This window comes from Variovorax sp. (genome assembly GCF_035634955.1).
In the GTDB taxonomy this organism is placed as follows: Bacteria; Pseudomonadota; Gammaproteobacteria; order Burkholderiales; family Burkholderiaceae_C; genus Variovorax.
The window spans coordinates 223,429-249,807 of the sequence record NZ_DASQBZ010000007.1 but is presented as its reverse complement, the minus strand read 5'-3'; the positions used below and the strand labels follow the sequence as shown (position 1 = coordinate 249,807).

The 26,379-nt window shown below is 69.3% G+C and carries 25 protein-coding genes; 12 read left to right on the top strand and 13 right to left on the bottom strand.

What is annotated here, in order from left to right; translation table 11 throughout:
• Window positions 1-103: 103 nt before the first annotated feature.
• Entirely contained in the window at window positions 104-781 is a 678-nt protein-coding gene (locus VES41_RS03285; RefSeq protein ID WP_324812920.1) for a c-type cytochrome, read from the bottom strand.
• 69 nt (window positions 782-850) lie between these two features.
• Between VES41_RS03285 and yihA the strand changes: the two genes are divergently transcribed.
• On the top strand, window positions 851-1,579 hold the full coding sequence (gene yihA / locus VES41_RS03280) for a ribosome biogenesis GTP-binding protein YihA/YsxC (protein WP_324812917.1): 729 nt from the start codon (window positions 851-853) through the stop codon (window positions 1,577-1,579).
• 37 nt (window positions 1,580-1,616) lie between these two features.
• Window positions 1,617-2,525 carry an alpha/beta fold hydrolase gene (locus VES41_RS03275; protein ID WP_324812914.1) on the top strand — a complete coding sequence of 303 codons (909 nt, stop codon included), beginning with the start codon at window positions 1,617-1,619 and terminating at the stop codon, window positions 2,523-2,525.
• A gap of 1 nt (window position 2,526) precedes the next feature.
• On the opposite strand, the gene VES41_RS03270 is transcribed toward VES41_RS03275, so the two are convergent.
• Both VES41_RS03270 and VES41_RS03265 read right to left on the bottom strand, forming a co-directional pair.
• Window positions 2,527-3,411, bottom strand: a complete 885-nt coding sequence (locus VES41_RS03270; protein ID WP_324812911.1) for a lipid A biosynthesis acyltransferase — start codon at window positions 3,409-3,411, stop codon at window positions 2,527-2,529.
• Window positions 3,408-4,280, bottom strand: a complete 873-nt coding sequence (locus VES41_RS03265; protein ID WP_324812908.1) for a lysophospholipid acyltransferase family protein — start codon at window positions 4,278-4,280, stop codon at window positions 3,408-3,410. Before VES41_RS03265 ends, VES41_RS03270 begins: the two co-directional genes overlap by 4 nt.
• Before the next feature lie 236 nt (window positions 4,281-4,516).
• On the opposite strand from VES41_RS03265, the gene metK reads away from it, so the two are divergent.
• Entirely contained in the window at window positions 4,517-5,698 is a 1,182-nt protein-coding gene (gene metK, locus VES41_RS03260) for a methionine adenosyltransferase (protein ID WP_324812905.1), read from the top strand.
• Window positions 5,699-5,735: 37 nt separating this feature from the next.
• Here the strand turns inward: metK and VES41_RS03255 are convergent, their stop codons facing one another.
• Both VES41_RS03255 and VES41_RS03250 read right to left on the bottom strand, forming a co-directional pair.
• Complete coding sequence (locus VES41_RS03255) at window positions 5,736-6,386, bottom strand: phosphoribosyltransferase (protein WP_324812902.1); 651 nt, start codon at window positions 6,384-6,386, stop codon at window positions 5,736-5,738.
• Window positions 6,387-6,461: 75 nt separating this feature from the next.
• A complete protein-coding gene (locus VES41_RS03250) occupies window positions 6,462-8,573 on the bottom strand; it encodes a TonB-dependent receptor domain-containing protein (protein WP_414719009.1) in 2,112 nt (703 codons plus the stop codon).
• Window positions 8,574-8,802: 229 nt separating this feature from the next.
• Between VES41_RS03250 and VES41_RS03245 the strand changes: the two genes are divergently transcribed.
• From VES41_RS03245 to VES41_RS03225, 5 genes are all read left to right on the top strand, one after another.
• Window positions 8,803-9,675 carry a putative selenate ABC transporter substrate-binding protein gene (locus VES41_RS03245; RefSeq protein ID WP_324812899.1) on the top strand — a complete coding sequence of 291 codons (873 nt, stop codon included), beginning with the start codon at window positions 8,803-8,805 and terminating at the stop codon, window positions 9,673-9,675.
• A gap of 22 nt (window positions 9,676-9,697) precedes the next feature.
• On the top strand, window positions 9,698-10,510 hold the full coding sequence (locus VES41_RS03240) for a phosphonate ABC transporter ATP-binding protein (RefSeq protein ID WP_324812896.1): 813 nt from the start codon (window positions 9,698-9,700) through the stop codon (window positions 10,508-10,510).
• Window positions 10,507-11,340 (top strand): PhnE/PtxC family ABC transporter permease, encoded by an 834-nt coding sequence (locus VES41_RS03235; RefSeq protein WP_324812891.1) that lies wholly within the window; start codon window positions 10,507-10,509, stop codon window positions 11,338-11,340. The genes VES41_RS03240 and VES41_RS03235 overlap by 4 nt, the downstream gene beginning before the upstream one ends.
• Entirely contained in the window at window positions 11,337-12,146 is an 810-nt protein-coding gene (locus tag VES41_RS03230; RefSeq protein WP_414719008.1) for a PhnE/PtxC family ABC transporter permease, read from the top strand. Before VES41_RS03235 ends, VES41_RS03230 begins: the two co-directional genes overlap by 4 nt.
• 199 nt (window positions 12,147-12,345) lie before the next feature.
• Complete coding sequence (locus VES41_RS03225) at window positions 12,346-12,534, top strand: hypothetical protein (protein WP_324812888.1); 189 nt, start codon at window positions 12,346-12,348, stop codon at window positions 12,532-12,534.
• Window positions 12,535-12,546: 12 nt separating this feature from the next.
• On the opposite strand, the gene VES41_RS03220 is transcribed toward VES41_RS03225, so the two are convergent.
• From VES41_RS03220 to VES41_RS03200, 5 genes are all read right to left on the bottom strand, one after another.
• Window positions 12,547-15,054 carry a membrane-bound PQQ-dependent dehydrogenase, glucose/quinate/shikimate family gene (locus tag VES41_RS03220; RefSeq protein ID WP_324812885.1) on the bottom strand — a complete coding sequence of 836 codons (2,508 nt, stop codon included), beginning with the start codon at window positions 15,052-15,054 and terminating at the stop codon, window positions 12,547-12,549.
• A 164-nt stretch (window positions 15,055-15,218) separates the two neighbouring features.
• On the bottom strand, window positions 15,219-16,334 hold the full coding sequence (locus tag VES41_RS03215; protein WP_324812882.1) for a hypothetical protein: 1,116 nt from the start codon (window positions 16,332-16,334) through the stop codon (window positions 15,219-15,221).
• An 81-nt stretch (window positions 16,335-16,415) separates the two neighbouring features.
• Window positions 16,416-17,477: an amidohydrolase family protein gene (locus tag VES41_RS03210; protein ID WP_324812881.1), complete on the bottom strand. Its 1,062-nt coding sequence runs from the start codon at window positions 17,475-17,477 to the stop codon at window positions 16,416-16,418.
• A 24-nt stretch (window positions 17,478-17,501) separates the two neighbouring features.
• Entirely contained in the window at window positions 17,502-18,539 is a 1,038-nt protein-coding gene (locus VES41_RS03205) for a tripartite tricarboxylate transporter substrate binding protein (RefSeq protein WP_324812878.1), read from the bottom strand.
• A gap of 188 nt (window positions 18,540-18,727) precedes the next feature.
• Window positions 18,728-19,651 (bottom strand): LysR family transcriptional regulator, encoded by a 924-nt coding sequence (locus tag VES41_RS03200; protein WP_324812875.1) that lies wholly within the window; start codon window positions 19,649-19,651, stop codon window positions 18,728-18,730.
• A gap of 133 nt (window positions 19,652-19,784) precedes the next feature.
• Here VES41_RS03200 and VES41_RS03195 point away from each other — a divergent pair, with 133 nt between their 5' ends.
• From VES41_RS03195 to VES41_RS03180, 4 genes are all read left to right on the top strand, one after another.
• On the top strand, window positions 19,785-21,416 hold the full coding sequence (locus VES41_RS03195; RefSeq protein ID WP_324812872.1) for an FAD-dependent monooxygenase: 1,632 nt from the start codon (window positions 19,785-19,787) through the stop codon (window positions 21,414-21,416).
• 28 nt (window positions 21,417-21,444) lie between these two features.
• Window positions 21,445-22,434, top strand: coding sequence for a VOC family protein (locus tag VES41_RS03190; protein ID WP_324812870.1), 990 nt, complete (start codon window positions 21,445-21,447; stop codon window positions 22,432-22,434).
• Window positions 22,431-23,288, top strand: a complete 858-nt coding sequence (locus tag VES41_RS03185; protein WP_324812868.1) for a fumarylacetoacetate hydrolase family protein — start codon at window positions 22,431-22,433, stop codon at window positions 23,286-23,288. Before VES41_RS03190 ends, VES41_RS03185 begins: the two co-directional genes overlap by 4 nt.
• 92 nt (window positions 23,289-23,380) lie before the next feature.
• Window positions 23,381-24,370 (top strand): tripartite tricarboxylate transporter substrate binding protein, encoded by a 990-nt coding sequence (locus VES41_RS03180; RefSeq protein ID WP_324812866.1) that lies wholly within the window; start codon window positions 23,381-23,383, stop codon window positions 24,368-24,370.
• A 21-nt stretch (window positions 24,371-24,391) separates the two neighbouring features.
• On the opposite strand, the gene VES41_RS03175 is transcribed toward VES41_RS03180, so the two are convergent.
• The 3 genes from VES41_RS03175 to VES41_RS03165 all read right to left on the bottom strand — a co-directional run bounded on the left by VES41_RS03175 (window position 24,392) and on the right by VES41_RS03165 (window position 26,372).
• Window positions 24,392-25,231 carry a fumarylacetoacetate hydrolase family protein gene (locus tag VES41_RS03175; RefSeq protein ID WP_324812864.1) on the bottom strand — a complete coding sequence of 280 codons (840 nt, stop codon included), beginning with the start codon at window positions 25,229-25,231 and terminating at the stop codon, window positions 24,392-24,394.
• A gap of 62 nt (window positions 25,232-25,293) precedes the next feature.
• Complete coding sequence (locus VES41_RS03170) at window positions 25,294-25,974, bottom strand: glutathione S-transferase family protein (protein ID WP_324812861.1); 681 nt, start codon at window positions 25,972-25,974, stop codon at window positions 25,294-25,296.
• Complete coding sequence (locus tag VES41_RS03165) at window positions 25,971-26,372, bottom strand: tripartite tricarboxylate transporter substrate-binding protein (RefSeq protein WP_324812859.1); 402 nt, start codon at window positions 26,370-26,372, stop codon at window positions 25,971-25,973. Before VES41_RS03165 ends, VES41_RS03170 begins: the two co-directional genes overlap by 4 nt.
• Window positions 26,373-26,379 lie beyond the last annotated feature (7 nt).

Sequence of the window (26,379 nt, the reverse complement as noted above, 5' to 3'; positions counted from 1 at the left end):
AAGGCGAAAGGCGGGCGATCCGGTGTGGGATCGGCCCGCCTTCTTGGGTTTGTTGTGTGGCGGTTAGTTCATTGGCACGGCGCCTCGGCGGGCGCCGCCCGCGTCAGCGCAGGCCGGCGATGTAGTCTGCCACGGCCTTGATTTCGCGGTCGTTCAGCTTGGCTGCCACCGAGTTCATGACCGGGTTGTTCAGCCGCACGCCGTCGCGGAACGCCACCAGTTGGGCGTGGGTATAGTCCGCGTGCTGGCCGCCCAGGCGCGGGTACTGCGCGGGATTGCCGGCGCCGTTGGGGCTGTGGCAACCAGCGCAGGCGGGCACCTGGCGGTCGGCGATGCCGCCGCGGTAGATCTTCTCGCCCAGGGAAACCAGGTCCTTCTCCTTGGCAAAGCCGGGCTTCATGGTCTTGCTGCCCACGAACCATGCAACGTTGCGCATGTCCTCGTCGCTCAGGGCCGAGGCCAGGGGCTTCATGATGGCGCTCTTGCGCTTGCCCGACTTGAAGTCCTCGAGCTGCTTGAGAATGTACTCGGGATGCTGCCCGGCCAGCTTGGGGTTGGCCGCGATGGCCGAGTTGCCGTCGGCGTTGTGGCAGGAAGCGCAGCTCTGGCTGTTTTGCGGCGTCGCGTTGAAGATCGTGTCTCCCTTGGCCGGATCGGGTTTGGCCACCTTCGCTTGCGCGGCAGCCGGTGCGGCCTCGTCGGCCCCGAAACTGACACTGACACTGGCAAGGGCGGTTGCAGCTACCAAGGCCGCACGCAGAACGTTGACAAGCGACTTCATATCGAGGGGTTGGTTTTAGGACGCAAAACCTCACGATTCTACAATGCACCCTTCTATGGAAAACCCTCAATGACTGCTTCGCTCCCCCCCACGGCCGCCGGTCGCAGCCCCGATGCCGGCCGTGCGCGCGAAGCACTGGGTTGGCTTCATACCGCGCATTTCCTGCTCAGCGCGCCGCAACTCGACCTGCTGCCGACGCTCGACCTGCCCGAGATCGCCTTCGTCGGCCGATCCAACGCCGGCAAGTCCACCGCCATCAACACCCTCACCCAGCAAAAGCGCCTGGCCTACGCGTCCAAGACGCCGGGACGCACGCAGCACATCAACCTGTTCGGCGTGGGCAAGGGCCAGGTCGACGACGCCGTGCTGGCCGACCTGCCCGGCTACGGCTATGCCGCCGTGCCGCAGGAAGCCAAGCACCGCTGGCAGCGCGTGATGGGCAACTACCTGGCCACGCGGCCCAGCCTGCGCGGCATCGTGCTGATGTGCGACCCCCGCCTGGGCCTGACCGAACTCGACGAACTCCTGCTGGAACTGATCCGCCCGCGGGTGGAGGAAGGGCTCAAGTTCCTGGTGCTGCTGACCAAGGCCGACAAGCTGTCGCGCGTCGAGGCCAACAAGGTGCTGTCCATCACGCGACTGCAGGCCGGCGGCGGAGAGGTCAAACTCTTCTCCGCACTCAAGCGCCAGGGCGTCGACGCGGTCGCCGAACTGCTCTGGCAATGGGCGCACCCCGACGCAGGGGCCGCCGCCGCGGGAACGCCCCCGACAACCGGAGGTCCCGAAGCGGCGCCCTGACTCGTTGCCGAGTGAGCGGCCCCTTCGGAGACTTCGCATGATCGAGACATTCCAGCGCGCGCTGCCGCACGGCATCACGCTCAGTTGCCGCGCCGCCGGGGAACCGGGACGGCCCCTGATGCTCTTCCTGCACGGGTTTCCCGAGGCGGCCTTCATCTGGGACGACCTGCTCGAATATTTCGCCAGCCCTGAACACGGCGGATTCCGCTGCGTCGCCCCCAACCTGCGCGGCTTCGAGAAATCCAGCGCCCCGGCCGAGGTGCAGGCCTACCGGGCCCACCTGCTGGTCCAGGACGTGCTCGCGCTGGCGGACACCGAAGCCGCCGGCGGCCACATCGACACGCTGGTCGCGCACGACTGGGGCGGCGCCTTCGGCTGGGGCCTGGCCAACGCCCGGCCGGAGCGGCTGGGCCGGCTGGTCATCATCAATTCGCCGCATCCCGGGACATTCCTGCGCGAATTGCGGGACAACCCGGCGCAGCAGGAGGCCAGCGCCTACATGACCTTCCTGGCGCGCCCGGACGCGGAGCACCTGCTGGCCGAAGACGACTACCGCCGCATGTGGCCGTTCTTCCTGGGCATGGGCGCCGGCGCCGACGGCCATGGCTGGCTGACCGAAGACGTGAAGGCCCGGTACCGGCAGGTGTGGGACGCCGGCCTGACCGGCGCCCTGAACCTCTACCGCGTCACGCCGCTCAAGCCGGCGGCGCCCGGCGAGCCCGCGCCGACCTACCCCGACATCCCGCGCGAGCGCCTGACGGTCGACGTGCCGACGCTGGTGCTCTGGGCCATGGACGACGTCGCGCTGCTGCCAGGCCTGCTCGACGGGCTGCAGGACTACGTGCCGGACCTGCAGATCGAGAAGCTCGCCGGCGCGACCCACTGGGTCGTGCACGAGCAACCGGCGGCCGTGGCCCTGCGCATCGGGCAGTTCGTGCGCGGCTGATTCAATAGACGCTCGGCGCGCCTTCGGGCCGGGTCTTGAAACGCCGATGCACCCAGTAGTACTGCGACGGCATGGCGCGAATGTAGCCTTCGAGTTCGCGGTTCATGCGGGCCGTGTCGACCTCGATGTCGCCGGTGGGAAAGTCGTCCCACGGCGGCAGCAGGTCGATCTCGTAGCCGCCGGGCGTCAGGCGCGAGACCACCGGCATGACGATGGCGCGCCCCAGTTGCGCGAAGCGCGAGAGCGAAGGCACGGTCGCCGCCGGCACGCCGAAGAACGGCACGAAGATCGACTGGCTGGGGCCGAAATCCATGTCCGGCAGCAGGTACAGGACTTCGCCGCGGCGCAGGCGATGCAGCACCGGCTTGACCCCGTCGGTCCGCTCCAGCGCGGTGACGTTGCCGAACCGGGTGCGCCCCACGCGCGCCCATTCGTTGATCATCGGGTCGCGCTGGGTGGTGTAGATGGTCATCGACGGGCGCGCCATCTTCATCGTCAATGCGGTGGCGGCCGCATCCAGCCCGTAGAAGTGCGGCGCGAACAGGATCACCGCCCGATTGCCGCTGGCCAGTTCCTGCAGGTCGCGCGGAGCGCCGCGCACATCCAGCCGCGCCTGCACGACTTCGCGCGGCGCATGCCACAGCCAGCTGCGGTCGAGCCACGACTGCGCGACGTAGACGAATGTCTGGCGCGCGATGCGGCGGCGCTCCTCGCGCGACAGTGAAGGCAGGCATACCTCGAGATTGCGGTCCACGACCTTGCGCCGCGGCCGTGCCACCCAGTACAGCAGATGCCCCAGGCCGGCGCCGAAGGCGCGCAGCGCCGGCAGCGGCAAGTGCGCCAGGACCTTCATGAACCCGATGCCAAGGCGTGCCGAGAGACTCACTCGCCGACCTCCATCTCGGCGCGCGGGGCCTTGTGGCGCGCATAGTCCCAGACGTACTGACCGGGCAACCGGTAGATCAGCCGTTCGATGTGCTGGTTGATGACGGCGGCGGCGTCCTCGAGCGGCACCTTCGTACTGGACAGGGCCGGATCGTCGATACGCTCGAAATGGATGTCGAAGCCCTGGCCCGGCGCCAGGCGTTCGCACCAGCCCATGAACACCGGTGCGCCCGTCTGCTGCGCCAGCCGCGGCAGCAGCGTCATGGTGTAGGCCGGCCGACCCAGGAACGGCGCCCACACGCCCTGGCCCTGCGGCGGCACCTGGTCCGGCAGCAGGCCGGTATAGCCGCCCTTCTTGAGCGCGCGCAGCAGGCCGCGCACGCCTGATGTGGTCGTGGGCAGCATGTTCAGGCCGCGGCGGTCGCGCGAGCCGTCCACCAGCGGCGCCATCCAGGCCTTGCGCGCCGGGCGATACAGTGCGGTGAGCGGGCCGAAGCGATCCACGTAGCGTTCGGCCATCGCCTGCGCCAGCAGTTCCCAGCAGCCGATGTGCGGCGTGAACATGATCACGCCCTGGCGCGCCGCCAGTGCCGCCTCCACCGCGTCCAGGCCGCTCCAGCTTGCGACGCGCGGCAACACGCTCTCGCCCTTCGGCCGCATCCAGAGCCAGGGCAGCTCCGCCAGCGCCATGCCGGCAGCGGCGATGGCCGGGCGGTACTGCGCCGGCGTCAGGCCGGCAGCCTGCGCGTTGCTCCTGAAGCGGCGCCGATAGCCGGCCGAGCCCCACCACACCAGCCAGCCCAACACGATGCCCAGCCGCTGCATCAGCGGCAGCGGGACACGGGCGAGCAAACGGAAAAAGGCAGGCATCCGGGCAAAAATTGGGTGAAAGGACGGCAGGGCAAGGCCCGGTGCACGTGCCGTGCGCCGCACAGGCGCGGGCGCAACTCGGCTCATCGTTCTTCTATAGAATGCAAATTGTCGCCGAGTTATTGAACTACTTGCAGGGCGACTCTAAACAAGACTGCTAAAGCGTTCGCCAGAGCTCCCCCAGGCCAGGCAACGCGCCGATCCACCAGCCTAGGTTCACAAGGAGCTTCAAGCAAATGGCGAGCGACTTCCTCTTCACCTCCGAATCCGTCTCCGAAGGCCATCCCGACAAGGTGGCCGACCAGGTGTCCGACGCCATCCTGGATGCCATCTTCGCGCAGGACCCCCGTTCGCGCGTGGCCGCCGAGACGCTGTGCAACACCGGCCTGGTGGTGCTCGCCGGCGAGATCACCACCAACGCGCACGTCGACTACATCCAGGTCGCACGCGACACCATCAAGCGCATCGGCTACGACAACACCGAGTACGGCATCGACTACAAGGGCTGCGCGGTACTGGTGGCCTACGACAAGCAGAGCAACGACATCGCCCAGGGCGTCGACCACGCCAGCGACGACCACCTGAACACCGGCGCCGGCGACCAGGGGCTCATGTTCGGCTACGCCTGCGACGAGACCCCCGAGCTGATGCCCGCGCCCATCTACTACGCACACCGGCTGGTCGAGCGCCAGGCACAGCTGCGCAAGGACGGCCGCCTGCCGTTCCTGCGTCCGGACGCCAAGAGCCAGGTGACGATGCGCTATGTGGACGGCAAACCGCACAGCATCGACACGGTGGTCCTGTCGACGCAGCACAGCCCCGACCAGAGCGAGTCGCCCACCAAGATGAAGGCCAGCTTCAACGAGGCCATCATCGAGGAGATCATCAAGCCGGTGCTGCCGGCCGAGTGGCTCAAGGAAACCAAGTACCTGATCAACCCGACCGGCCGCTTCGTCGTCGGCGGTCCGCAGGGCGACTGCGGCCTGACCGGGCGCAAGATCATCGTCGACACCTACGGCGGCGCCTGCCCGCACGGTGGCGGCGCCTTCTCGGGCAAGGACCCGAGCAAGGTGGACCGCTCGGCCGCGTATGCGGCGCGCTACGTGGCCAAGAACATCGTGGCGGCCGGGCTGGCGCGGCAATGCCAGATCCAGGTGGCCTACGCCATCGGCGTGGCGCGGCCGATGAACATCACGATCTACACCGAAGGCACCGGCGTCATCTCCGACGCCAAGCTGGCCGAGCTGGTGCAGGAGCATTTCGACCTGCGGCCCAAGGGCATCATCCAGATGCTCGACCTCCTGCGCCCGATCTACTCCAAGACGGCCGCCTACGGCCACTTCGGCCGCGACGAGCCCGAATTCACCTGGGAGCGCACCGACAAGGCGGCAGCGCTGCGCGCCGCCGCCGGGCTGTAAGCGCGGGCGTCGGTTCGCGGGCGGGCGCGCCCGCGCCTCAGGGGCGCGGCCCGCTCGTCCCCAGCGCAGCCAGCACCTGCTCGTCGGTGGTCTGCGTGAAATCCCGGTACCACAGGCCGACGGCGCGAAAGTGCGCGGGGGTGACGACGGTGCGCACCTCGTTGGCTTCGGCGGCCAGCAGCTGCACCGCCTCGGGCGACGCCACCGGTACCGCCACCACCACGCGCGCCGGCGCCTGGGCCTGCACGGCCCGCACCGCCGCCAGCATGGTCGCGCCGGTGGCCAGGCCATCGTCGACCAGCAGCACGGTGCGGCCCGACAGCGCAGGCCAGGGCCGATCGCCGCGATAGCTGCGCTCGCGCCGCTGCAGCTCGGCCTGCTCGCGCTCGATCACCGCGCGCCAGTAAGCCTCGTCCACCGATGCCGCGCCCGGCACGTCGGTGCGCACCAGGACGCCGCCCGACGCCAGCGCGCCGAGTGCCACTTCCTCGTTGTGCGGAAAGCCGAGCTTGCGCACCACCAGCACGTCCAGCGGAGCCTGCAGCGCCTGCGCCACCGCGGCGGCCACCGGCACGCCGCCGCGCGGCAGGGCCAGCACGATCAGGCCGGGCTGGCCACGCAGGTCGGCCAGGCGGGCTGCCAGGTGGCTGCCGGCATCGGCGCGATCGGCAAACTCCGTGATTTCCATGCGTCTATCCTGCGGCTGCGGACCCAGCGGCATCGATGCTCGCCGAAGTCCATCAGCCGCGACGCCATGAGGGATTCAGAACTGGTACGTGGCGCCCACGCCGGCCATCCAGCTGCGGCCCGGTGCCGGCTCGATGTACCGGCCATTGCTCTCGTTGACGATGACCGAGCCCACGTACTGCTTGTCGAACAGGTTGTCCAGGCGCGCGAAGACGTTGAAGGCCCAGCGGTCCCAGTTGAGCAGGTAGCCGGCATACAGCGACGCCACCGCGTAGCCCGGTACGCTGACCGTGTTGAGGTCGTTCGCGTCGATGCCCGCCATCGCCCGCACTTCCGCGCCGGCGCGCCAGCCTTGCGGCGGCACGTAGCCGAAGCTCGCGAAGAACGACTGCGGCGCCACGCCCGGCAGCTGGTTGCCGTCGGCCACCTGATTGCTTCCGCTGCACGGCAGCGGCGAACAGAAGGCGTCGCTGTAGCGCGCCCGCAGCCAGGTGTAGGCCAGTTGCGTGCGCCAGTGGCTGGCCGTCTCGTGCAGCCAGCCGAGTTCGAGGCCGTTGCGCTCGGTGCTTGGCGCATTCCGGAAGGTCGAGCGTCCGCCGCTGCTGCTGTTGGTGACGATCTCGTCGGCGGTGCGCGTGTGGAACACGGCCGCCGTGAAAAGGCCATCGCCCACGCGGGCCTTGGCCCCGAGCTCCAGGTTGTCGCTGGTGGAAGGCTGCAGCGCGAAATTGAATCCGCTTTGCCCGTCCGGCCGGTAGGACAGCTCGTTGAGCGTGGGCGTCTCGTAGCCGCGGCCCCAGGTTCCGTACAGCGACAGATCCCGGGTGGGCGCGTAGCGAAGCGCGACCACGGGAAGCACCTTGTCGTAGCTCGCCGAGCCGCTGTCGTCGCCGTTGCCCGGCTGGATGTAATGGTCGGTGGAATCGAAGTCGACGGTGCTGTAGCGCAGCCCTGCCTCCAGCGTCCAGCGATCGGCGAACTGCCACTGGCCCTGGACGTAGGGGTCGAGGTTGTGGACGTTGTTCGATTCGTCGCGCCGCAGGCGGCCTTCCACGCCAAGCGTGGGGGCGGTGGGACTGCCGATGAAGTTGTTGTAGCCCCGGCGGTTCTCGTCGAGGTTGTCGTAGGCCAGGCCGGTGGCCACCTCGAGCGGCCGTCCGGCCAGCTGCCCGCGCGTGGTCCAGCGCGCGTCCAGGCCGGCGTAGTTGCGCTTGAGGTCGATCACGCCGCCGGCACTCGTGGCCGCCAGTTGCGCCGACGGCGGAATCGACTGGAACTGGGTGGTGCTGCGCTCGCCGGCATAGACCATCAGCCGCAGGTCGTTGTCGGCATTGAGCCGCCGTTCGTAGATCGCGCCGGCCTGCATCTGGTCGACCGTCTTGCGCGTGTCGTACTGTTCGGCCAGGGCGGCGCTGCGCGGGTCCTGCGCATACTGCGCGGGCGTCAGGCCCAGCGGGTCGTCCGCCCTCACGCGGACCCCGTTCATCACCAGGGTGAGCTTGCTGTCGTCGCCGAGCTGGATACCGACCTTGCCGTTGACGATGCTGCGCTCCGCCGCGCTGTGGTCGCGAAAGCCGTCGGTCTCGAAATGGCTCCCGCCCAGGGTGTAGCTCACCGGGCCGCTGGAGCCGCCGAGCTGCAGGCTCTCGCGCCAGCTGCCGAAGCTGCCGCCGGCGACGCCGAAGCCCAGTTGCGGCGGCCCTTCGCCGTCCTCGGTGAAGACCTGCACCACGCCGCCGGAGGAATTGCCGTACAGCGCAGAGAACGGCCCGCGCAGCACCTCGACCCGGTCGGCGGTGCCGATGTCGATGTTCGAGGTCTGACCCTGCCCGTCGGGCATGGTCGCCGGCACGCCGTCGACATAGATGCGCACGCCGCGCACGCCGAACGTCGAGCGGGCGCCGAAGCCGCGCACCGACAACTGGAGGTCCTGCGCGTAGTTCTGGCGGTTCTGGATCTGCAGGCCCGGCACGCCGCCCAGCGACTCGGACAGGTTGACCTGCATCTGCGCGTTGCGCAGCTGCTCGCCCTGCACGGCGTCCACCGACGCCGGCACCGTCAGCGGGGGAGCGGCACCGCGCGGGGTGGTGACCGTCACCGTCGGCAAGGTCGGCGTTGCGGTGCCGTTCTGGGCGAGGGCCGGCGATGCGAGCATCGTGCCGGCGAGCAGTGCGAGCGAAGTTTTCATCGGGGCGATTCTCCGATGCGCCGACCGCCGCGCGCAGCGAGCCGGCCCCAGGGAAACCCGAACTTTCCAGGGCTCCGGCACGCCGCCACGCGCCGCCCCGGCTGCCCGATCGGGAATAATGCGGGCGCAACGCCCGGCCGGCCGCTTTCTCAAGGACGCGGCAACGAGGCCGGCAACTTCGTCGGCCCCCCGATTCCGGGCACCCCTTCCCGACTCCACAGAATTTCCCATGAAGCGACAACTTCTCCAGGGCGCGCTGGCCCTCGTGCTGGCCCATGCATTGGGCCTGCCCGCGCATGCGCAATCGGCGCCGACCACCGTGCTGCGGGTCTCCGCCATTCCGGACGAGGCTCCGACCGAACTGCAACGCAAGTTCAAGCCGCTGGGCGACTACCTGCAAAAGGCCACCGGGCTGCCGGTGCAGTTCACACCCGTGACCGACTACGCCGCGGTCGTCGAGGGCCTGGCCACGAACAAGATCGACCTGGCCTGGCTCGGCGGCTTCACGTTCGTGCAGGCGAAAAAGCGCACCGACGGCGGCGCCGTGCCGATCGTGCAGCGCGCCGAGGATGCGGTCTTCACCAGCAAGTTCATCGTGCCGGCCAGCAGTACCGCCAAGACGCTCAAGGACCTCAAGGGCGCCACCTTCGCCTTCGGCGCGCCGTCCTCGACGTCGGGCAGCCTGATGCCACGCTACTTCCTCATGCAGGACGGCATCAATCCCGAGCGCGACTTCAAGACCGTCGCCTACTCGGGCGCGCACGATGCCACCGTGGCCTTCGTCGCCTCGGGCCGCGCCGAGGCCGGCGTGCTCAACGCGTCGGTCTGGGACAAGCTGGTCGAGCAGAAGAACCCGAACGCGCTCAAGGTGCGGGTGCTGGCCACCACGCCGACCTACTTCGACTACAACTGGACGGTGCGCCCCGGGCTCGACCCGGCCCTGACGCGCAAGCTGACCGATGCCTTCCTGGCGCTCGACGCGTCGAACCCGGACCACAAGGAAATCCTCGGGCTGCAACGCGCCAGCCGCTTCATTCCGACGCAGGCATCGAACTACGACGGCATCGAGGCCGCCGGCAAGTCCGCCGGCCTGATCAAGTAGCGCACCCACCAGGCGGCCCTGCATGCTTGAACTGCGCGACATCACGCTGGTGCATCCGAACGGCCATCGCGCGCTCGACGGCGTGAGCCTGCGCGTGGCGCGCGGCGAACGGCTGGCCGTGATCGGCCCGTCCGGCGCCGGCAAGACCACCTTGCTGCGCGTCGCCGGCACGTCGCTGCGGCCCTCGCAAGGCGGGCTGACGGTGCTGGACGAATCGCCCTGGCGCCTGGCGCCGCGCCAGCTGCGCGCGTTGCGTGCCCGCATCGGCATGGTCCACCAGGCCGCGCCGCTGCCGCCGCGCCTGCGCGTGGTCTCGGCGGTCCTGGCGGGGCGGCTGGGCCGGTGGCCGGCCTGGCGGGCGATCGCCTCGCTGCTCCATCCGCTCGACAGCGCTGGCGCGCAGGCGGCGCTGGCACGGCTCGACCTGGCCGACCGGTTGTTCGACCGGTGCGACCGCCTGTCCGGCGGCCAGCTGCAGCGCATCGGCATCGCACGGGTGCTCTACCAGGCACCGGCGTTGATCCTCGCGGACGAGCCGGTGTCGGCACTGGACCCGGCCAGCGCCGACGGCGCCCTGCGCGAGCTGGTCGCCCAGTGCGAGCACGCCGGCGCCACGCTGGTGGCCTCGCTGCATGCGCTCGACCTGGCGCTGCGCTGGTTCGACCGCATCGTCGGCATGCGCGACGGCCGCGTCGTCTTCGACCTGCCGCGCGGCGAAGTGACCCGCGAGATGCTGCAGCGGCTCTACGCTGGCGAACGGGCGCCGGCGCCGGACGACCTCGACGGCAGCGCCCGCGCCGCCGACGTACCGGCGCCCGAGCTGATGTGCCGATGACGGCTCGCACGATGGCGCAGCCACGCGATCCGCTCGCGCGCGGCCGCCTGACCGCGCTGGTGCTGGCGCTGGCGCTGCTGTGGCCGGCGCTGCACATCGCGCAGTTCAACCCGGCCGCCCTGTTCGACGCCACCAGCCTCGGCGTGATGGGCGGCTTCCTGGCCGGCTTCTTCCCGCCCGCCACCGATGCCGGCTTCCTGAGCCTGCTGGCGCGTGCCACGCTGGAGACGCTGGCGATGGCCACCGCCGGCATGGCCCTGGCCTTCGTGCTGGCGGTGCCGCTGGCGCTGGTGGTGACGCGCTCGCTGTCGATCTCGCGCATCGGCCCGGGCGCCGGACGCGGGCCGGCCGCCGCCCTGCGTGCCGGCGCGCGTTTGGTGCTGACGGTGTTCCGTGCCTGCCCCGAGGTGGTCTGGGCCCTCCTGTTCGTGCGCGCATTCGGCCTGGGCCCGGCCGCCGGCGTGCTGGCGCTGGCCATTACCTACGGCGGCATGCTGGGCAAGGTCTACGCCGAGATCCTCGAGTCGGGCGACACGCGGCCGGCGCGCGCCCTGCTCGAAGCCGGCAGCGGCCGAATCGCCGCATTGGGTTATGGCCTGCTGCCCGGCGCGGCGCAGGAACTGGCCTCGTACACCGTGTATCGATGGGAATGCGCGGTGCGCGCCTCGGTCGTCATGGGCTTCGTCGGTGCCGGCGGCCTGGGCCAGTTGATGGACCAGTCGATGAAGATGCTCAACGGCGGCGAGACCAGCGCCATCCTCGTCGTGTTCCTGCTGCTGGTACTGCTGGCCGACGGCATCAGCGCGGTGCTGCGCAAGGTGCTCGCATGAGGGCCTCCGCGCCAGCGCCCGCAGTGCGCCCCGCCCGCAACTGGGCGGGGATGGCCGTGCTGGCCGGCGTGCTCGCCGCCGTCGTGGCCAGCTTTGCATGGCTCGCCCTCGATCTGCGCGCGCTCTTCACCGCCGAGGCGCTGGCGTCCATGGCCCATTTCGTGGCGGAGTTCTTCCCGCCGGACCTCAGTCCGGCTTTTCTGGCCAAGGTGGGCTGGGGCACGGTGCAAACGCTGGTGGTGTCCGCCCTTGGCACGTTGATGGCGTTTGCCGCGGGCGCCCTGATGGCGCTGCCCGCGGCCGGCCGGTGGGGCCTGCCGGCCCGCGCCGCGGCCCGTTTCATCCTCAACCTGCTGCGCAGCGTGCCCGAGCTCGTGTGGGGCGTGCTCATGGTATTGCTGGCCGGGCTCGGTCCGTTCGCGGGCGTGCTGGCGCTGGCGCTGCATACGTCCGGCGTGCTGGGCCGCCTGTTCGCCGAAGCGCTGGAGAACGCGCCGCCCGCCCCCGAGCAGGCATTGCGCCTCGGCGGAAGCGGCGCCGCGGCCGCGCTGGCCTATGGCAGCCTGCCGCTGGTATGGCCGCAGTGGCTGGCCTACGGCCTGTACCGCTGGGAAATGAACATCCGCATGGCCGCGGCGCTCGGCTTCGTCGGCGCGGGCGGCCTGGGCCAGATGCTCTACTTCCACCTCTCGCTGTTCCAGCAGGCACAGGCGGCCACCGTCATCGGCGCCATGTTCGTGCTGGTGGTGCTGGTCGACGGCGGCAGCGCCCGCCTGCGCCGGACGCTGGTGGCAGCGCAGGCCTGACCGCTCGAAGAAGCGCGCGGGTGCCGCGAACCCGTTGCGGGCGCGCAAACGGTGGACTCTGCCTTCGGCGGAGTCAGCCTCGGCCTACACGATCAAGGGAAACCTTCGGCCCCGGGCCGGGGCCGCCGGCGGCTAGGCTCTCATCCGAGCCCGGAATGATCCGGTCCGCGCCCCGCGCTCCCTTGCTGGACTCATCCCGATGTCGACGCCCCGCCCTTTCACCTTCTCTCGCATTGACTTCGTCGACAGCGATTTCGACCCGCTCGCTTCGCACCTGCAGGATTGCACCGTCGATCGCTCCTTCATGAGCCGCGGCCTGGCGCCACGCACCGCCTTCGTGGTTGCGGTGGGGCTGCTGGCACTGGCCGCTCTGCTGACCGTGCTCTGAGCCCCTTCCCTTTCACTGGCCGCCTGCCGGCACCGCATAGGCGATGACCGAATCGCCCGCCTTGGTGCCCGTGGAGCCGTGGCCGCCGGCCACCACCAGCAGGTACTGGCGCCCGTCTTCACCCAGGTAGGTCATCGGCGTGGCCTGTCCGCCGGCCGGCAGCCGGGCGTGCCACAGCTGTCGCCCGTCGGCCAACGCATAGGCCCTCACGTAGTTGTCCAGGCTGCCGGAATAGAAGGCGACGCCGCCGGCCGTGATGATCGGCCCGCCGATCCCGGGCACGCCCATACGGAACGGCAGAGGCACCGGCGCCAGGTCGCGCACCGTGCCATTGCGGTGACGCCACACGATCTTGCCGGTGTTCAGGTCGGCACCGGCGACGTACCCCCACGGCGGCGCCTGGCATGGAATGCCCAGCGGCGACAGGAACGGATGCATTTCGGCCCCGTACGGCGCGCCGAAGTTCTCGTTGAGGGCCGGCAGGCCGTCCTTGGGCGCCTCCTTGTTGACGACCAGCGCCTTGGCGTCCGGCCGCGGGACCAGGCGCTGCACGAAGGCCAGGTACGTCGGCGTGGCGAACACCACCTGGTGCTGCGGGTCGACGGCGACCGCGCCCCAGTTGAAGACGCCGAAGTTGCCGGGATACACCAGCGTGCCCTGCTCGCTCGGCGGCGTGAAGCGGCCCTGGTAGCGCAGCCGATGGAAGGCGATGCGGCAGGCCAGCTGGTCGGCCAGCGTGGCGCCCCACATGTCGGCGCCGGTCAGCGGCTTGGGCGCGAACGACAGCGCCGAGACGGGTTGCGTTGCGGCCGTGTGGTCGCCGGGCGCAGCCCCGCCTGGCGCAGGCGTCTCGGTCACCGGCAGCAGCGGCTCCCCGGTGCGGCGATCGAGCACGAACAACTCGCCCTGCTTGGTCGGCTGCACCAGTGCCGGCACCGTCTGGTCGCCGCGGCGCAGATCCACCAGCGAGGGCTGCGCCGGCACGTCGTAGTCCCACAGGTCGTGGTGCGCCGCCTGGAAATGCCAGCGCACCTTGCCGGTGGCCAGGTCGAGCGCCACCACCGACGAGGAATACGTCTCCACGGCCGGGCTGCGGTGGCCGCCCCATTGGTCCGGCGGCTGATTTCCGATTGGCAGGTAGACCAGGCCCAGCGATTCGTCCACGCTCGCTGCAGACCAGCTGTTGGGGGAGTTCGCGGTGTACGTCTTGCCCGGCGCGATCGGCTCCGTGGCCTCGGGATTGCCCGAGTCCCAGTTCCACAGCAGGCGGCCGGTGTCGATGTCGAAGGCGCGTACCACGCCCGATTCCTCCTGCGTCGACACGTTGTCCAGCACGGTGCCTCCGACGACGATTGCACGGCGCGTGACCACCACCGGCGAGGTCGAGTAGTAGGAGCCGGGCGTCGAGTTCGGCATGTTGGCCTTGAGATCGATCGCACCGCCTTCCCCGAAGCCGGGGCAGGCGCGGCCGTCGCGTGCATTCATCGCCAGCAGGCGACCGTCGGGCGTGGCCATGAAAAGGCGGTCGCCGCACGGCGACGGCGCGCCACCCGGGGGCGGCGCCGCCGCTTCCGCGTTGGCGTTGGTGGCCGGCGGCACGGCCGCGGCACCGGCTGCGGCGGGCGCATAGGACAGGCCGCGGCAGGTCAGGTGCTGCAGCGCAAGGCCCGTCGGCAGGCCGAGTTCGCGACGCCAGACCTGTGCGCCCGTGGTCGCGTCTAGCGCGATGACGGACTGGTGTGGCGTGCACAGGTAGAGCCGGTTGCCCACCTTCAGCGGCGTCACCTCGTACGTCGTTTCCTCGGGATCGCCGGGCCTGCCGCGCACGTCGCCCGTGTGGAACTCCCACACCTTCTGCAGGCGGCTTGCGTTGTCCGGCGTGATGCGCGCCAGCGGGGAGTAGCGCTGTCCGGCCGCCGTGCGCCCGTAGGCATGCCATTCTCCCGGCGGCACGGCCCCGCTGTCGCCTGCCGCTGGCTGAGCTCCGCCCGCGGGCGCTGCAAAGTCGAACTGCCCCGCAATCTGGTGCGGATCCCGCAGCATCGACATGCCGGCGACGCCAATGCACGCCAGGGCGACGATGCCCAGCGCGAGCGCGCCCCCGCGTCCGGGCATGCCGGCGCGCGGCGGGCTGGCCAGCCCGTCGGCGTCCATCCGGTCGGCCGGCCACAAGCCACGGCGCACCCACGGCGTCAGCAACAACAGGCCGAGCACGAAAAGCACGTCGAGCCGGGCCGCCAGCGGCCACCAGTCCAGGCCGACCTCCCACAATGCCCATGCCAGGGTGCCCACCAGGAGCAGCGCAAACACCCACAAGGCCATCGGCCGCCGCCGCCACAGCATTACGCCGTCGACGAGTAGCACCACGCCGCAGACGACGTAGTACGCATTGCCGCCCAGGACGACGAGCCACGCACCAAAGCCGGCCAATGCCAGGCCGCCGAGGATGAAGAGGACGCCCAGCGGGGCGCGCAGCCACCCACCGCGCGTTGGCGGGTTCGTTTCGAGTCGTTGATTCATGGTGAGTCCGATGCAGCCGGTCAGGCCTTGTCACCGTAGGACATCACCCTTGCGCCGGGCGTCAGCGAATCACTGACAGGACTGTCCGGCATTGGCGATGCGGGCTTGCAATCGCCTGTCGGCCGCCGCCGCCGCGGCCCGCGCGACGCGCAAGAAAGCGCGCCCTAGAAACGGTGGCCGAAGTTGAGATAGAAGCCGCGGTTGTCGCCATTGCCCTTGGCGAACTCGGCGCTGACCACCATGTTCGATTCGGGCTTGATGATGTAGAAGACGCCGCCGCCGACCATCGGATAGAGGTTGTCGCCACCGCACGATTCGCCATCGCCGTAGAGACACGCCACGCCGGCGAAGGCCTTGCCCCCCCAGCGCGGCTTGAACATGTAGCGGTCTTCGGTCTCGAGCGTGAGCGAGTTGCGCCCAAGGTACTGTCCGCGCGTGTAGCCGCGCAGCTCGACCGAGCTTTCCTTGGACGATGGCGCGTCCCACGTGAAGCGTCCCTTGGCATGCAGCACGACCACGTTGTTCTCGCTGGTGCGGCCATACCAGCGCCAGTCGGCCGTCACCACGTCGTAATTGGCATCGCTGCCCAGTCCGTCGCGGTAGGCCACGTTGTGCACCTGCGCCAGCATGCCGGCGGTGGTATTGGTGGTGTTGTCGCGCGTGTCGTAGGAGGCAATGAGGCCCAGGCCGGCGGTCACGGTGCCGACCACGCCGACCGTGTCGAGGATCTGATCGGAGATCGGGTCGGCGCCGTCGACGCCGTAGTTGGAGTACACGCCCTGCACGCCGAAGAACCAGTTGGGAAAGACCTCGTGCTGATAGCGCATGAAGAAGGCGCGCAGTGTCTCGTCGGAACGCACTTCCTGGCCGCTGCCAAGGTAGTCGAGATAGTCATTGGTGACCTTGCCGCCGACGGCGCCGAGCGACATGCGGTCGTGGTTCTGATTCCAATAGAGCTTGCCGCCCAGGCCGGCCGTGCGCGAAGACGTGTTGGAACCCTGGCCCTGCAGCGCGATCAGGGATGGCTCCGACGCCGCGTCGAACTTCATGATGTAGCCCACCATGCCACCCAGCGACGTGCCCAGCTTGGGGTTGCTGCTGATCAGCGGGACCAGCAGCCACGGCGAGCGCGAATGCTTTTCCATCACGCTTTCCTGCGCGTCAGGGGGCGCCTTGCCGCTGTCTTCGCTCGCTGCGTTGGGTGCCTGGGCATGTGCGGCGAAGCAGGACACTGCGGCCATGGCGACCAGACAAGGACCATCCCAGCGCAGAATTTTCATGGGACGATCGTTGCGAGTGGTGGACCTTTTGTCAACACGGTATTCGTCGCCCTGCGCCGCGCATCAGGGGGCGGGGGCCTTTCAGGGCGCCGGCTCGCCCACGGCAACGGACGCGCCATCGACCAGCCGCAGGAGCGAGAAGGCGTTGCCGCAGCAGACCTTGCGCATATCGGCCGCGGACAACCCGGCCTCGCGCACCGAGCGAATGCCCTCGCGGATGAACATGGGGCCTTCCTCGGGGTCGAAGGGGCAGTCGCTGGCAAACACCACATGCTCTGGACCGAAGAAGTCCAGCCCGCACTTGAGCGCGCCCGTCGAGCCGCCAAGTACGGTGTCGCCGTAGAACATCTTGAAATAGTCGATCGGCTTCTTCTTGAGGTTCTTGAGCACGTCCGCTTCGGCGCCGTCCGCACTGCGCGAGCCGATCTGTGCCCAGAGCGTCTCGGCCCGGCCTCCGAAATACGGCAGCATGCCGCCACAGTGGTGCGTGATCAGCTTGAGGTCGGGTACCTTGTCGAACAGGCCGGAGAAGACCATCCGCGACATCGCGACGCTGCTCTCGAAGGGCCAGCCCAGCACCTGCCAGATCTCGTACTTCGACTTCTCCTCGTCGACATAGTCGGCCTTGCTCGCCGGGCGCAGTGGATGCATCCACACCGGCAAGCGATGGTGGTTGGCGATGCGCTCGAACACCGGCAGGTAGTCGGCGTGGTCGAGCGCACGGCCGTTCACGTTGGTCAGCACCTGCACGCCGCGCGCTCCGAGCTCGCCGATGGCGCGGTCCATCTCTTCGAGCGCTGCCGGAATGTTGTTCATCGGCAGCGAGGCGGTGAAAGTCGGGAACTTGTGCGGCCACTGTCGGCACATCTGCGCCATGCCGTCGTTCGCGATGCGCGCCAGCTCGGGCGACTGCTCCGCGCCGGCAAGCATCTCCGGCGAAGGCACGCACAGGCTGAGCACCTGCTGGACCTGCGGGAACTTCTCGTCGAGCATGGCCACGCGCGCCTCGATGTCCCACAGCAGGCGGAGGTTGGTCATGCGCTTGACCATGCCGGCGTCCTTGCTCAGCTGCTGCACCTTCTCCAGGTACGGCCTGGGCATGACGTGGTTGTAGATGTCGATGAAGATTTCTGGTTGGCTCACGGGGTTGTCCTTGTTCGACCTGGCTTATTCGGCCTGGATGCGCGCGTCCGCCACGACTTTCTTCCAACGCGCCATGTCGGTGGTCATGAGCGTGCGCAGTTCGGCAGGGCTGCCGGTATGGACCGTCAGGCCGAGTTCGGCCAGCTTCTTCTGCAGGTCGGGCTGCTGCATGACCTGCACGAAGTCCTGCTGCAGGCGCTCGACCAGCGGCGCCGCCATGCCGGCCGGGCCGAGCACGGCATACCAGGCGTCGACGCCCTCCAGGCTCGAGATGCCCTGCTCGCGAAACGTCGGCACGTCGGGCACCAGCGGCGAGCGCGCGCTGCCGGTCACGCCGAGCATGCGCACCCGGCCGGCCTGCACCTGAGGCAGCACCGACTGGACGGTGGCCAGCATCATCTGCACCTGGCCGCCCATGAGGTCGGTCACCGCGCCGGCGAGGCCCTTGTAGGGAACATGCACGACGTCGATTCCCAGCGCCTGCTTCATCAGCTCGAAGCCCAGGTGATGCGGCGTGCCGTTGCCCGGCGATGCGTAGTTGAGGGAAGCCGCCGGCCGGCTCTTGATGTAGGCCAGCAGCGACCGCATGTCCTTGGCGGGCACATCGGGGTTGACGATCAGTGCGAACCCGGCGGTGGCCAGCTGCGTGATCGGCGTGAAATCGGCGGCGGGATCGAACGGCAGCGTCTTGTAGAGGGCCGGTGTGGCGGTGATGGTATTGATCGCCATGAGCAGGTTCTGCCCATCGGGCGCCGACTTGGCCACGCGGTCGGCACCCAGGTTGCCGCTGGCGCCCGGCCTGTTGTCGACGACCACCGCCTGCTTCCACAGTTCACCCAGGCGCGGGCCGATCAGGCGCGCGATGGTGTCGCTGCCGCTTCCCGACGTGAACGGCACGACCAGCGTCACCGGACGCGATGCGAATGCGACGGGACGGGGCTGCGCCACGGCGGCGGGTGCAACGCAAGCCATGGCCGAAGCCATGAGCAATGCCTGGCGGCGCGTCACCGCCATGGGATGGGGCGACGGCACCGCCTGCTCTGTCATGTTGTCTGATTGCAAGGTGTCTCCTGTTGTGGGCCTGGCTCCGTGGGGCCGGCCGGTCGTGATGCGGGCGATCCTAGGCAGCCGGCGGCGCTTCAGGCAGATCGCAAATTCGTCGCTGCGATGCCTGTTTCGCATCGCAATGGGAGAACCAGAGCGTTTCGAGCATGCCGCCGGCGCACGACCGCCAACGCGGGGACGAACGGCTAGGCGGTTCCGCCGGGACGCAGCGCGGCAGGATCCATGTGCGCTGCGGCGCGCCGCAGCAGATCGCACAAGTACTCGGCCGCGGGCGTCAGGGGCAGGCCGCCGCGCTGGATGACGCAGATGGGCGGCGCGGCCAGGGGCTCCGACACGGCGATCACGTGCAGCGCATCGCGCGTCGGTGGGAAATGCATCCACTGCACCGGCAGCATGGTCAGCAGGTCCGAGTACAGCAGGCTCACCAGCAGCGTCAGCGCCGAATGGGCCTGCAGCACCAGGGTGGGCGCCGCCAGGCCGTGCTGGGCGAACAGCGGGCCGAGTTCGTGCTCTGCCTCGGCGGTGATCGACGTGGTGGCCCACTCGGCGTTCACCAGTTCGCGCAGCGAACGCGCACCGGCCAGGGGATGGCCCTTGCGGCCGACGATCACCCGGGCGTTGTCGAACAACTTGTCCACCCGCATGCCCTCGGGCATTTGCTCTGGTGGCGGCCCGATGTAGCAGTCGATGGTTCCGTCGGCCATCTCGGCCGCCACCATCGGATAGACGGCATCGAGGATCTCCAGGCGCACGCCCGGAAAGCGCTGCCTGAACGGCCGCAGAGCCTCCGGCAACAGTGCCATGTGCGGCACCATCGACAACGCCACGCGAAGCCGGCCGTGCGCCTGCCCGCGCAGTTGGGCGACCTCGTCACGGGCCCGCAGCAGCTCGTTGTCGACACTGCGCGCCCGCCTGATGAATGCCTCGCCGATCGCCGTCGGCACGATGCCGCGCGCCTTGCGCTCGAACAACGGTACGCCCAGTTCGCGCTCCAGTTCCTGGATGCTGCGCGTCATGGCCGGCTGTGCCATGCCGAGCTGGCGTGCGGCGGCGCGCAGGCTGCCGTGTTCAGCCACGGCCAACAGGTCGCGCAGGTGATGCAGCTTCATGGACGGGACTGATGCGCTGGAGGTATCGGTAGCGCGATTTTGCCATCTTCTGTTAACTGGCTGGCCTTCCTACGATCCGCTCCCACTGCGCCGCCAAGCCATCGAGAGCCCCGGCGCCAAGGAGACAAGAAACGTGCTGCAAGAAGACAAGGCGGCCGCTGCGCCGCAAGTGCTGATCGTCGGCGCCGGCCCGGCAGGACTGGCTCTGGCCATCGAACTGGGCCATCGCGGCGTGCGTTGCCTGGTGGTCGAGCGCAACGACCGCGTCGGCTACGCGCCACGCGCCAAGACCACGAACGTGCGCACCCGCGAACACATGCGGCGCTGGGGAATTGCCGACCAGTTGCGTGCAGCCTCTCCGCTGGGCCTGCACTACCCCTCCAACATCGTCTTCTGCACGAGGCTGAACGGCCCGCGCCTGGGCGTCGTCGAGAACGCGATGTACTGCGCGCCGGGCAGGAACCCTCTGTATTCGGAGCATGCGCAGTGGATTCCGCAATACACGGTCGAAGAGGTGCTGCGTGCCCACGCACAGTCGCTGCCCGGCGTGCAGCTGCGGTTTTCGTGTGAGCTTCAGCAGTTCGAGCAGAGCGCCGATCGCGTGGTGGCCCGCCTGAAGGACATCGACGGCCACCGCGAATTCGAAGTGGCGTGCGACTACCTGGTCGGCGCCGACGGCGCGCGCAGCACGGTGCGCGGCGCCATCGGCGCAAAGATGGAAGGCACCTACGGCCTCTCGCGCAACTACAACATCGTTTTTCGCGCACCAGGGCTGGCGCAGGCGCACGCGCACGGCCCCGCCATCATGTACTGGCAGATCAACGGCGAAGTGCCCAGCCTGCTCGGGCCGATGGACAGCGACGACCGCTGGTTCTTCATGCCGACGCAGTTGGCGGCCGACCAGAAGCTTTCCGTCGACGAGGCAGCGGCGCTGATACGCCGGGCCACCGGCCTGCCCGACCAGCCCATCGAAGTGCTCAGCAGCGACGAATGGGTCGCCAGCCGGCTGCTGGCCAACCGCTACGCCGACCGCCGCGTGTTCCTGGTCGGCGATGCCTGCCACCTGCACCCGCCCTTCGGCGGATACGGCATGAACATGGGCGTGGCCGACGGGGTCGACCTCGGCTGGAAACTTGCCGCGGTGCTGCAGGGCTGGGGCGGCACGTCCCTGCTGGACAGCTACGAGACAGAGCGCCGGCCGGTGCACAACTTCGTGATGGACGAGGCGGTGGCGAATCACGCGGTGCTGGGCAACCAGCTATGGCAGGAAGGGCTGGAAGACGATAGCGACATCGGCGCCGCGCTGCGCAGCGAAGTCGGCGGCCGCATCCAGAGGGCGAAGCTGCGCGAGTTCAACACGCTGGGCGTGGTGCTCGGATACCGCTACGACGACTCGCCGCTGATCGTCCCGGACGGGAGCGCGCCGCCGGAATACGACTTCATCAACTACGTTCCGAGCGCGCGGCCCGGGGCCTTGGCGCCGCATGCCTGGCTGCACGACGGCAGCTCGCTGTACGACCATTTCGGCGACGGCTTCACGCTGCTGTGCACGAACGACGCCGGGCCCGCCGCGATGCAGTCCGCACAGGACGCTGCGCAGCATGCCCGCGTGCCCCTGACGCTGCTGCAGCCGAAGGAACGCGTGCTCGAGCAGCTCTACGGGGCGCGACTGACACTCGTTCGCCCCGACCAGCACGTGGCCTGGCGGGGTGACGAATGGCCTGCCGACGGCGCCGCGCTGTTGCGGCTGGTCAGCGGGCAATGAATTGCAGGACGACAACAAGGAGACGCGAATGACCTCACGAGAGACTCGACTGGACGCACCTCACCTGAACCGCCGCCCGGGCGTTCTGGCGGTGCATTCGCTGCACCGGTTCGTGGTGTCGGTGCCCGACCTGGACGAAGCCGAGCGCTTCTACGGCGCCTTCGGGCTGGACGTGCGCCGGGTTGGCGACCGGCTCGATCTGCACACATTCGGCCACCCCCACGCGTGGGGATCGGTGCTGCGCGCAAGTGCGCCGGCCAAGCGGCTGGAGTACGTCGCCTGGGGAATCGACGAAGCCGACCTGCCGGCCTGGCGCGCACGGGTGGCCGGCAGCGGCGCGGCCTGCGCGCCGCATCCGGCATCGGACGGCAGCGGCCTGTGGCTGCGCAACCCGGATGGCACGCCGCAGCAGCTGGTCGTGGCCGACAAGGTCTCGCCGAGCGCGAAGTCGAAGGCCGCCGAACGCGCGCCGGTGCCGCCGGGCAACGGCGCCGCGCCGGCACGCAGCAAGGTTGCCCCGGTGCGGCCGCGCTACTTGTCGCATGTGCTGTTCTTCACGCCGGACGTGCCGCGCATGGTCGGCTTCGCCAGCGACGTGCTCGGCCTGCGCCTGTCCGACCGATCGGCCGACATCATTGCATTCCTGCACGGGCCGCACGGCAGCGACCACCACCTGATCGCACTGGCCAAGTCCAACGCGCCGGGCCTGCACCACTCCAGCTGGGACGTGGCGAGCATCGACGAAGTCGGCAACGGCGCCGAGCAGATGCGCAGCGCCGGCTACACCCAGGGCTGGGGCGTCGGCCGCCACGTGCTGGGCTCGAACTACTTCCACTACGTACGCGACCCGTGGGGCAGCTACGCCGAGTACTCGTACGACATCGATTTCGTGCCGCACGATCTGGAGTGGCCCTCGGCCGATCACCCGCCCGAGGATTCCTTCTATGTGTGGGGGCCGGCGGTCCCCGCCGACTTCGTCACCAATTTCGAAACCTCCCCCGGAGACAACCCCCCATGAGATTGATTGCCTACCTGAACGAACAAGGCCGCCCTGCCCTCGGCGCGCGCATCGGCGAGGAGCTGGTCGAGCTCACCGCGCTCGGGCTGCCGGCCACGCTCGACGAGTTGCTGCGCCAGGGCGAGCCAGGGCTGATGGCGGCGCGCGAAGCGCTGGCACGCGCCACGGCGCGCCGGCCGCTGGCCGGCCTGAAATACCTGCCGCCGGTGCTCGACCCGGCCAAGGCGTTCGCCATCGGCCTGAACTACACCGACCATGCCGCCGAGAGCAATTTCGAGCCGCCCAAGTACCCGGTGGTGTTCCAGCGCTACGTCTCGTCGTGGGTCGCACACGAGCAGGCGCTGGTGCGTCCGAAGGTGTCGACCCAGTTCGACTACGAGGCCGAACTGGTCGCAGTGATCGGCAAGGCCGGGCGCTACATCGCAAAGAAAGACGCCCTGGAGCACGTGGCTGGCTACTCGCTGTTCAACGACGGCTCCATCCGAGACTACCAGCTGCGCACCAACCAGTGGACGCTCGGCAAGAACTTCGACGCCACCGGCTCGTTCGGCCCCGAGTTCGTCACTGCCGACGAGCTGCCGGCCGGTGCCACCGGCTTGCAGCTGTCTTGCCGACTGAACGGCCAGACGCTGCAAAACGCCAATACGCGCGACATGATCTTCGACGTCGCCACGCTGGTGTCGGTCTGTTCCGAGGCGATGGCGCTGCAGCCGGGCGACATCATCATCACCGGCACGCCGTCGGGCGTCGGAATGGCGCGCAAGCCGCAGGTCTGGATGAAGGCCGGTGACGTCTGCGAGATCGAGGTCGAGGGCATCGGCGTGTTGCGCAATCCGATCATCGACGAAGCCTGAGGGACGAGCGGCCGCCCAGCCGCCGCTGACGCGCCCCTGATATGCCACTGGTGCGCGCCGGACTGCCGACACAACGAGACGGAGACATGCGGATGAACAAGAGAAGCTTTCTGTCCACTGCCCTCGCGGTGCAGGTCCTGGCGTTGGTGCCTGGGCTTGTCCGGGCGCAGGCGCCTGCCGGCTTGGCACCCGGGCCCGTGCGCATCACCAGCACGCTGCCGGCCGGCAGCGGCCCCGACACCGTGGCGCGCGCCATGGGGGAACAGCTGCAGGCGCGCTGGGGACGCGCGGTGGTGGTCGACCCGCGCCCGGGCGGCGCCGGGGTGGTGGCGATCAACGCCATGAAGGGCCAGCCGCCCACCGGCAACGACCTGTTGGTCGCAGACGTCGGCAACCTGAGCATCAACCCGTTGATCTTCAGGAAATTGGCCTACGACCCGGAAAAGGACCTGGTGCCGGTGGCACTGCTCTACAAGACCGCCTTCTTCGTCGCGGTCAGTGCCGATGGTCCCTACAAGACGATGAAGGACCTGATCGCCGCGATGGGCAACAAGGCGCGGCCGCTGAGCTACGGCTCCAACGCGGTCGGCGGCCCGATCCATCTCGGCTCGGCGCGTCTCGAGGGCGCGCTCGGTGTCGAGATGCTGCACGTGCCCTACAAGGAAACCGGCCAGCTCTACGCCGCCGTCTCCACCGGAGAAGTCGATTGGGCATACGGCAGCATCGCCACCGCCGGGCCCTTGGTCAAAGGCGGCAAGCTGCGCTTCCTGGCGGTGGCCGACAGCACGCGCTCGCCAGCCATGCCCGATGTGCCGACCCTGGCCGAGGCCGGCGGCCCCGGCGGAATCGACGCGCTGAGCTGGGTTGCGCTGATGGCGCCGCGCGGGACGTCCCCGGCCACCGTCGATGCGATCAACCAGGACGTCAACGCAGCGCTGCGCCAGCCCGCCATGGCCGAGCGCTATGCCGCCTTCGGCTTCGCAGCCAGCCCGGGCCCGGCCGCGCAGGTCGGCGACCTGATGCGCGCCGACCGCGCGAGATACGCCGAGGTGCTTCGACGGGTCAAGGTGTCGGTGGACTGACCTTGCTTGCAGGGACGCAGGTCAGAGCACTTTCTGGCGCTGCGTGCCGAGCGGTCCGGCGTCGAGCACCATGACATCGCCACGCCGCAGGAATACCGGCGCCGGCTTCATGCCCAGGCCCACCCCTTCGGGCGTGCCGGTGATGACCAGGTCGCCCGGCAGCAGCGTCATGAACTGGCTCAGGTACGACACGATCCTGGCCACCGGAAAAATCATGTCGGCGGTGTTGCTGCGCTGGCGCACCTGCTCGTTGACCTTCAGTTCCAGCGGGATGTTCTGCGGATCCGGCAGCTCGTCGGCGGTGACCAGCCATGGGCCGACAGGCCCGAAGCCATCGAAGCTCTTGCCTTTGCCCCACTGCCCGCCGCGCTTGATCTGCCAGTCGCGCTCCGACACGTCGTTGGTCAGGCAGTAGCCGGCCACGTGCGACAGGGCATCGTCCTGCGAGACGCCACGCGCGGTCGTGCCGATGACGAAGCCCAGTTCGATCTCCCAGTCGCCGGCCTCGGAACCGGGCGGCAGGCGCACGTCGTCGTCCGGCCCGGCCAGCGAGGTCAGCGCCTTCGTGAAGACCACCGGTTCCTGCGGAATTTCCAGGCCCGCTTCCTGGGCATGCTTGCGGTAGTTCAGGCCAATGGCCACGAACTGGCGGATGCCGGCGACCGGAACACCCAGGCGAGTGCCGGCGGGCACGAGCGGCAGCCGCCCGAGGTCGATGGCGGCGAGTGCGCCGAGCTTTTCGGGCGCGAGCCACTCGGGCGTCCAGTCGGGCACCAGCAGCGACAGGTCGCGCGCGTTTCCGTCGGCATCGAGCGCGCCTGGCTTCTCATGGCCCAGGGGGCCGTGGCGCAGCAGTTTCATGGTCTTGCTCTCTTCAGTGTTGATGATTCGTTGGCAGGCGACGGCGGCGGCAGCGCGCGCCGTCAAGCGGATTGCCGCCGCCGCTCCAGTGCGGCCGCGGACTGCGCTTCGATCTCCAGCATCCGCCGGAAAGCCGGCAGGTCGGACAGGCGCGACCGCAGCCCGGCGAGCGTCGGAAACGGCGCGAAGTCGAAGCCGGTGGACGCCGCCACGGACACGGCCCAGTTCAGGTAGATATCCAGCAGCGACCATTCGTCGAACCACCAGCCGGTGCTGGCGATGCGGCGCTCGGCCACGCCGAAGGACTTGATGCCAAGGGCGACAGACTTTCGGCGCACGCCTTCCGGATCACCCTCGGTGATGCGCGATGGGTTGGCCAGGCCGCGCACGATCGGGTGCAGGGTGCCGCCGCACAGCGACAGGCCGGCCTGCCGCCGCGCAGCCGTGAGGGGCGAGCCGTCTTGCGGGAAGAGCCCGGCCCGCGGCCGCAATGCATCGACGTAGGTCTGGATGGCCGCGTTCTCGGTGATCACCTCGCCGTCGGTCAGCAGTGCCGGCACCTTGCCGAGCGGCGACACGCCGGTGTAGCCGGGAGCGGCCTGCTCGTTCGCCTTCAGGTCGACCAGCCGCAACTCGTACGGCAGCCGGGCATGCTCGAGCGCGAACACGCAGACCTGCGAGCAGGCTCCCGGGAAATGGTAGAGCGCCAGTTCCGGCACGGGCAGGTTGTCGTCGCTCGTCATTCGATGCGACCGATCTTGCGAATGATGTCCTTCGACTGCTGCGACCGGCTGAACACTGCAAAGTCGACCTGCCCGCCCAGCAGGGACGAGATCATCTGCGCGCCGCCGGTGTAGGGAATGTGGTTGAAGCGCACGCCCGCCGCATCGGCCAGCATGGCCGCGGGCAGAAGGCTGGGACCGTAGTTGCCGCTCGACGCGTAGTTCGAGATCACCACCGGCTGGCCCAGGCTGCGTTGCAGCGAAGGCTGCAAGGCGCGCAACGCGGTGTCCGCCACCCCGCCGGGCGGGAATGGCACGACGACCGCGACCGGGCGGGAGGGATAGGCTTCCTGGGCCCATGCGGCTAGCGCGAATGCCGACAGCAGCGTGGCGGCGACGAGGCGACGAAGGTTCGACATGGTGCCC

Excerpts from the sequence above, each read along its gene's own strand:
- VES41_RS03285 (WP_324812920.1), bottom strand. The coding sequence starts at position 781 with ATGAAGTCGCTTGTCAACGTTCTGCGTGCGGCCTTGGTAGCTGCAACC.
- yihA (WP_324812917.1), top strand. The coding sequence starts at position 851 with ATGACTGCTTCGCTCCCCCCCACGGCCGCCGGTCGCAGCCCCGATGCC.
- VES41_RS03275 (WP_324812914.1), top strand. The coding sequence starts at position 1,617 with ATGATCGAGACATTCCAGCGCGCGCTGCCGCACGGCATCACGCTCAGT.
- VES41_RS03265 (WP_324812908.1), bottom strand. The coding sequence starts at position 4,280 with ATGCCTGCCTTTTTCCGTTTGCTCGCCCGTGTCCCGCTGCCGCTGATG.
- metK (WP_324812905.1), top strand. The coding sequence starts at position 4,517 with ATGGCGAGCGACTTCCTCTTCACCTCCGAATCCGTCTCCGAAGGCCAT.
- VES41_RS03255 (WP_324812902.1), bottom strand. The coding sequence starts at position 6,386 with ATGGAAATCACGGAGTTTGCCGATCGCGCCGATGCCGGCAGCCACCTG.
- VES41_RS03250 (WP_414719009.1), bottom strand. The coding sequence starts at position 8,573 with ATGAAAACTTCGCTCGCACTGCTCGCCGGCACGATGCTCGCATCGCCG.
- VES41_RS03245 (WP_324812899.1), top strand. The coding sequence starts at position 8,803 with ATGAAGCGACAACTTCTCCAGGGCGCGCTGGCCCTCGTGCTGGCCCAT.
- VES41_RS03240 (WP_324812896.1), top strand. The coding sequence starts at position 9,698 with ATGCTTGAACTGCGCGACATCACGCTGGTGCATCCGAACGGCCATCGC.
- VES41_RS03235 (WP_324812891.1), top strand. The coding sequence starts at position 10,507 with ATGACGGCTCGCACGATGGCGCAGCCACGCGATCCGCTCGCGCGCGGC.
- VES41_RS03230 (WP_414719008.1), top strand. The coding sequence starts at position 11,337 with ATGAGGGCCTCCGCGCCAGCGCCCGCAGTGCGCCCCGCCCGCAACTGG.
- VES41_RS03225 (WP_324812888.1), top strand. The coding sequence starts at position 12,346 with ATGTCGACGCCCCGCCCTTTCACCTTCTCTCGCATTGACTTCGTCGAC.
- VES41_RS03220 (WP_324812885.1), bottom strand. The coding sequence starts at position 15,054 with ATGAATCAACGACTCGAAACGAACCCGCCAACGCGCGGTGGGTGGCTG.
- VES41_RS03215 (WP_324812882.1), bottom strand. The coding sequence starts at position 16,334 with ATGAAAATTCTGCGCTGGGATGGTCCTTGTCTGGTCGCCATGGCCGCA.
- VES41_RS03200 (WP_324812875.1), bottom strand. The coding sequence starts at position 19,651 with ATGAAGCTGCATCACCTGCGCGACCTGTTGGCCGTGGCTGAACACGGC.
- VES41_RS03190 (WP_324812870.1), top strand. The coding sequence starts at position 21,445 with ATGACCTCACGAGAGACTCGACTGGACGCACCTCACCTGAACCGCCGC.
- VES41_RS03185 (WP_324812868.1), top strand. The coding sequence starts at position 22,431 with ATGAGATTGATTGCCTACCTGAACGAACAAGGCCGCCCTGCCCTCGGC.
- VES41_RS03180 (WP_324812866.1), top strand. The coding sequence starts at position 23,381 with ATGAACAAGAGAAGCTTTCTGTCCACTGCCCTCGCGGTGCAGGTCCTG.
- VES41_RS03175 (WP_324812864.1), bottom strand. The coding sequence starts at position 25,231 with ATGAAACTGCTGCGCCACGGCCCCCTGGGCCATGAGAAGCCAGGCGCG.
- VES41_RS03170 (WP_324812861.1), bottom strand. The coding sequence starts at position 25,974 with ATGACGAGCGACGACAACCTGCCCGTGCCGGAACTGGCGCTCTACCAT.
- VES41_RS03165 (WP_324812859.1), bottom strand. The coding sequence starts at position 26,372 with ATGTCGAACCTTCGTCGCCTCGTCGCCGCCACGCTGCTGTCGGCATTC.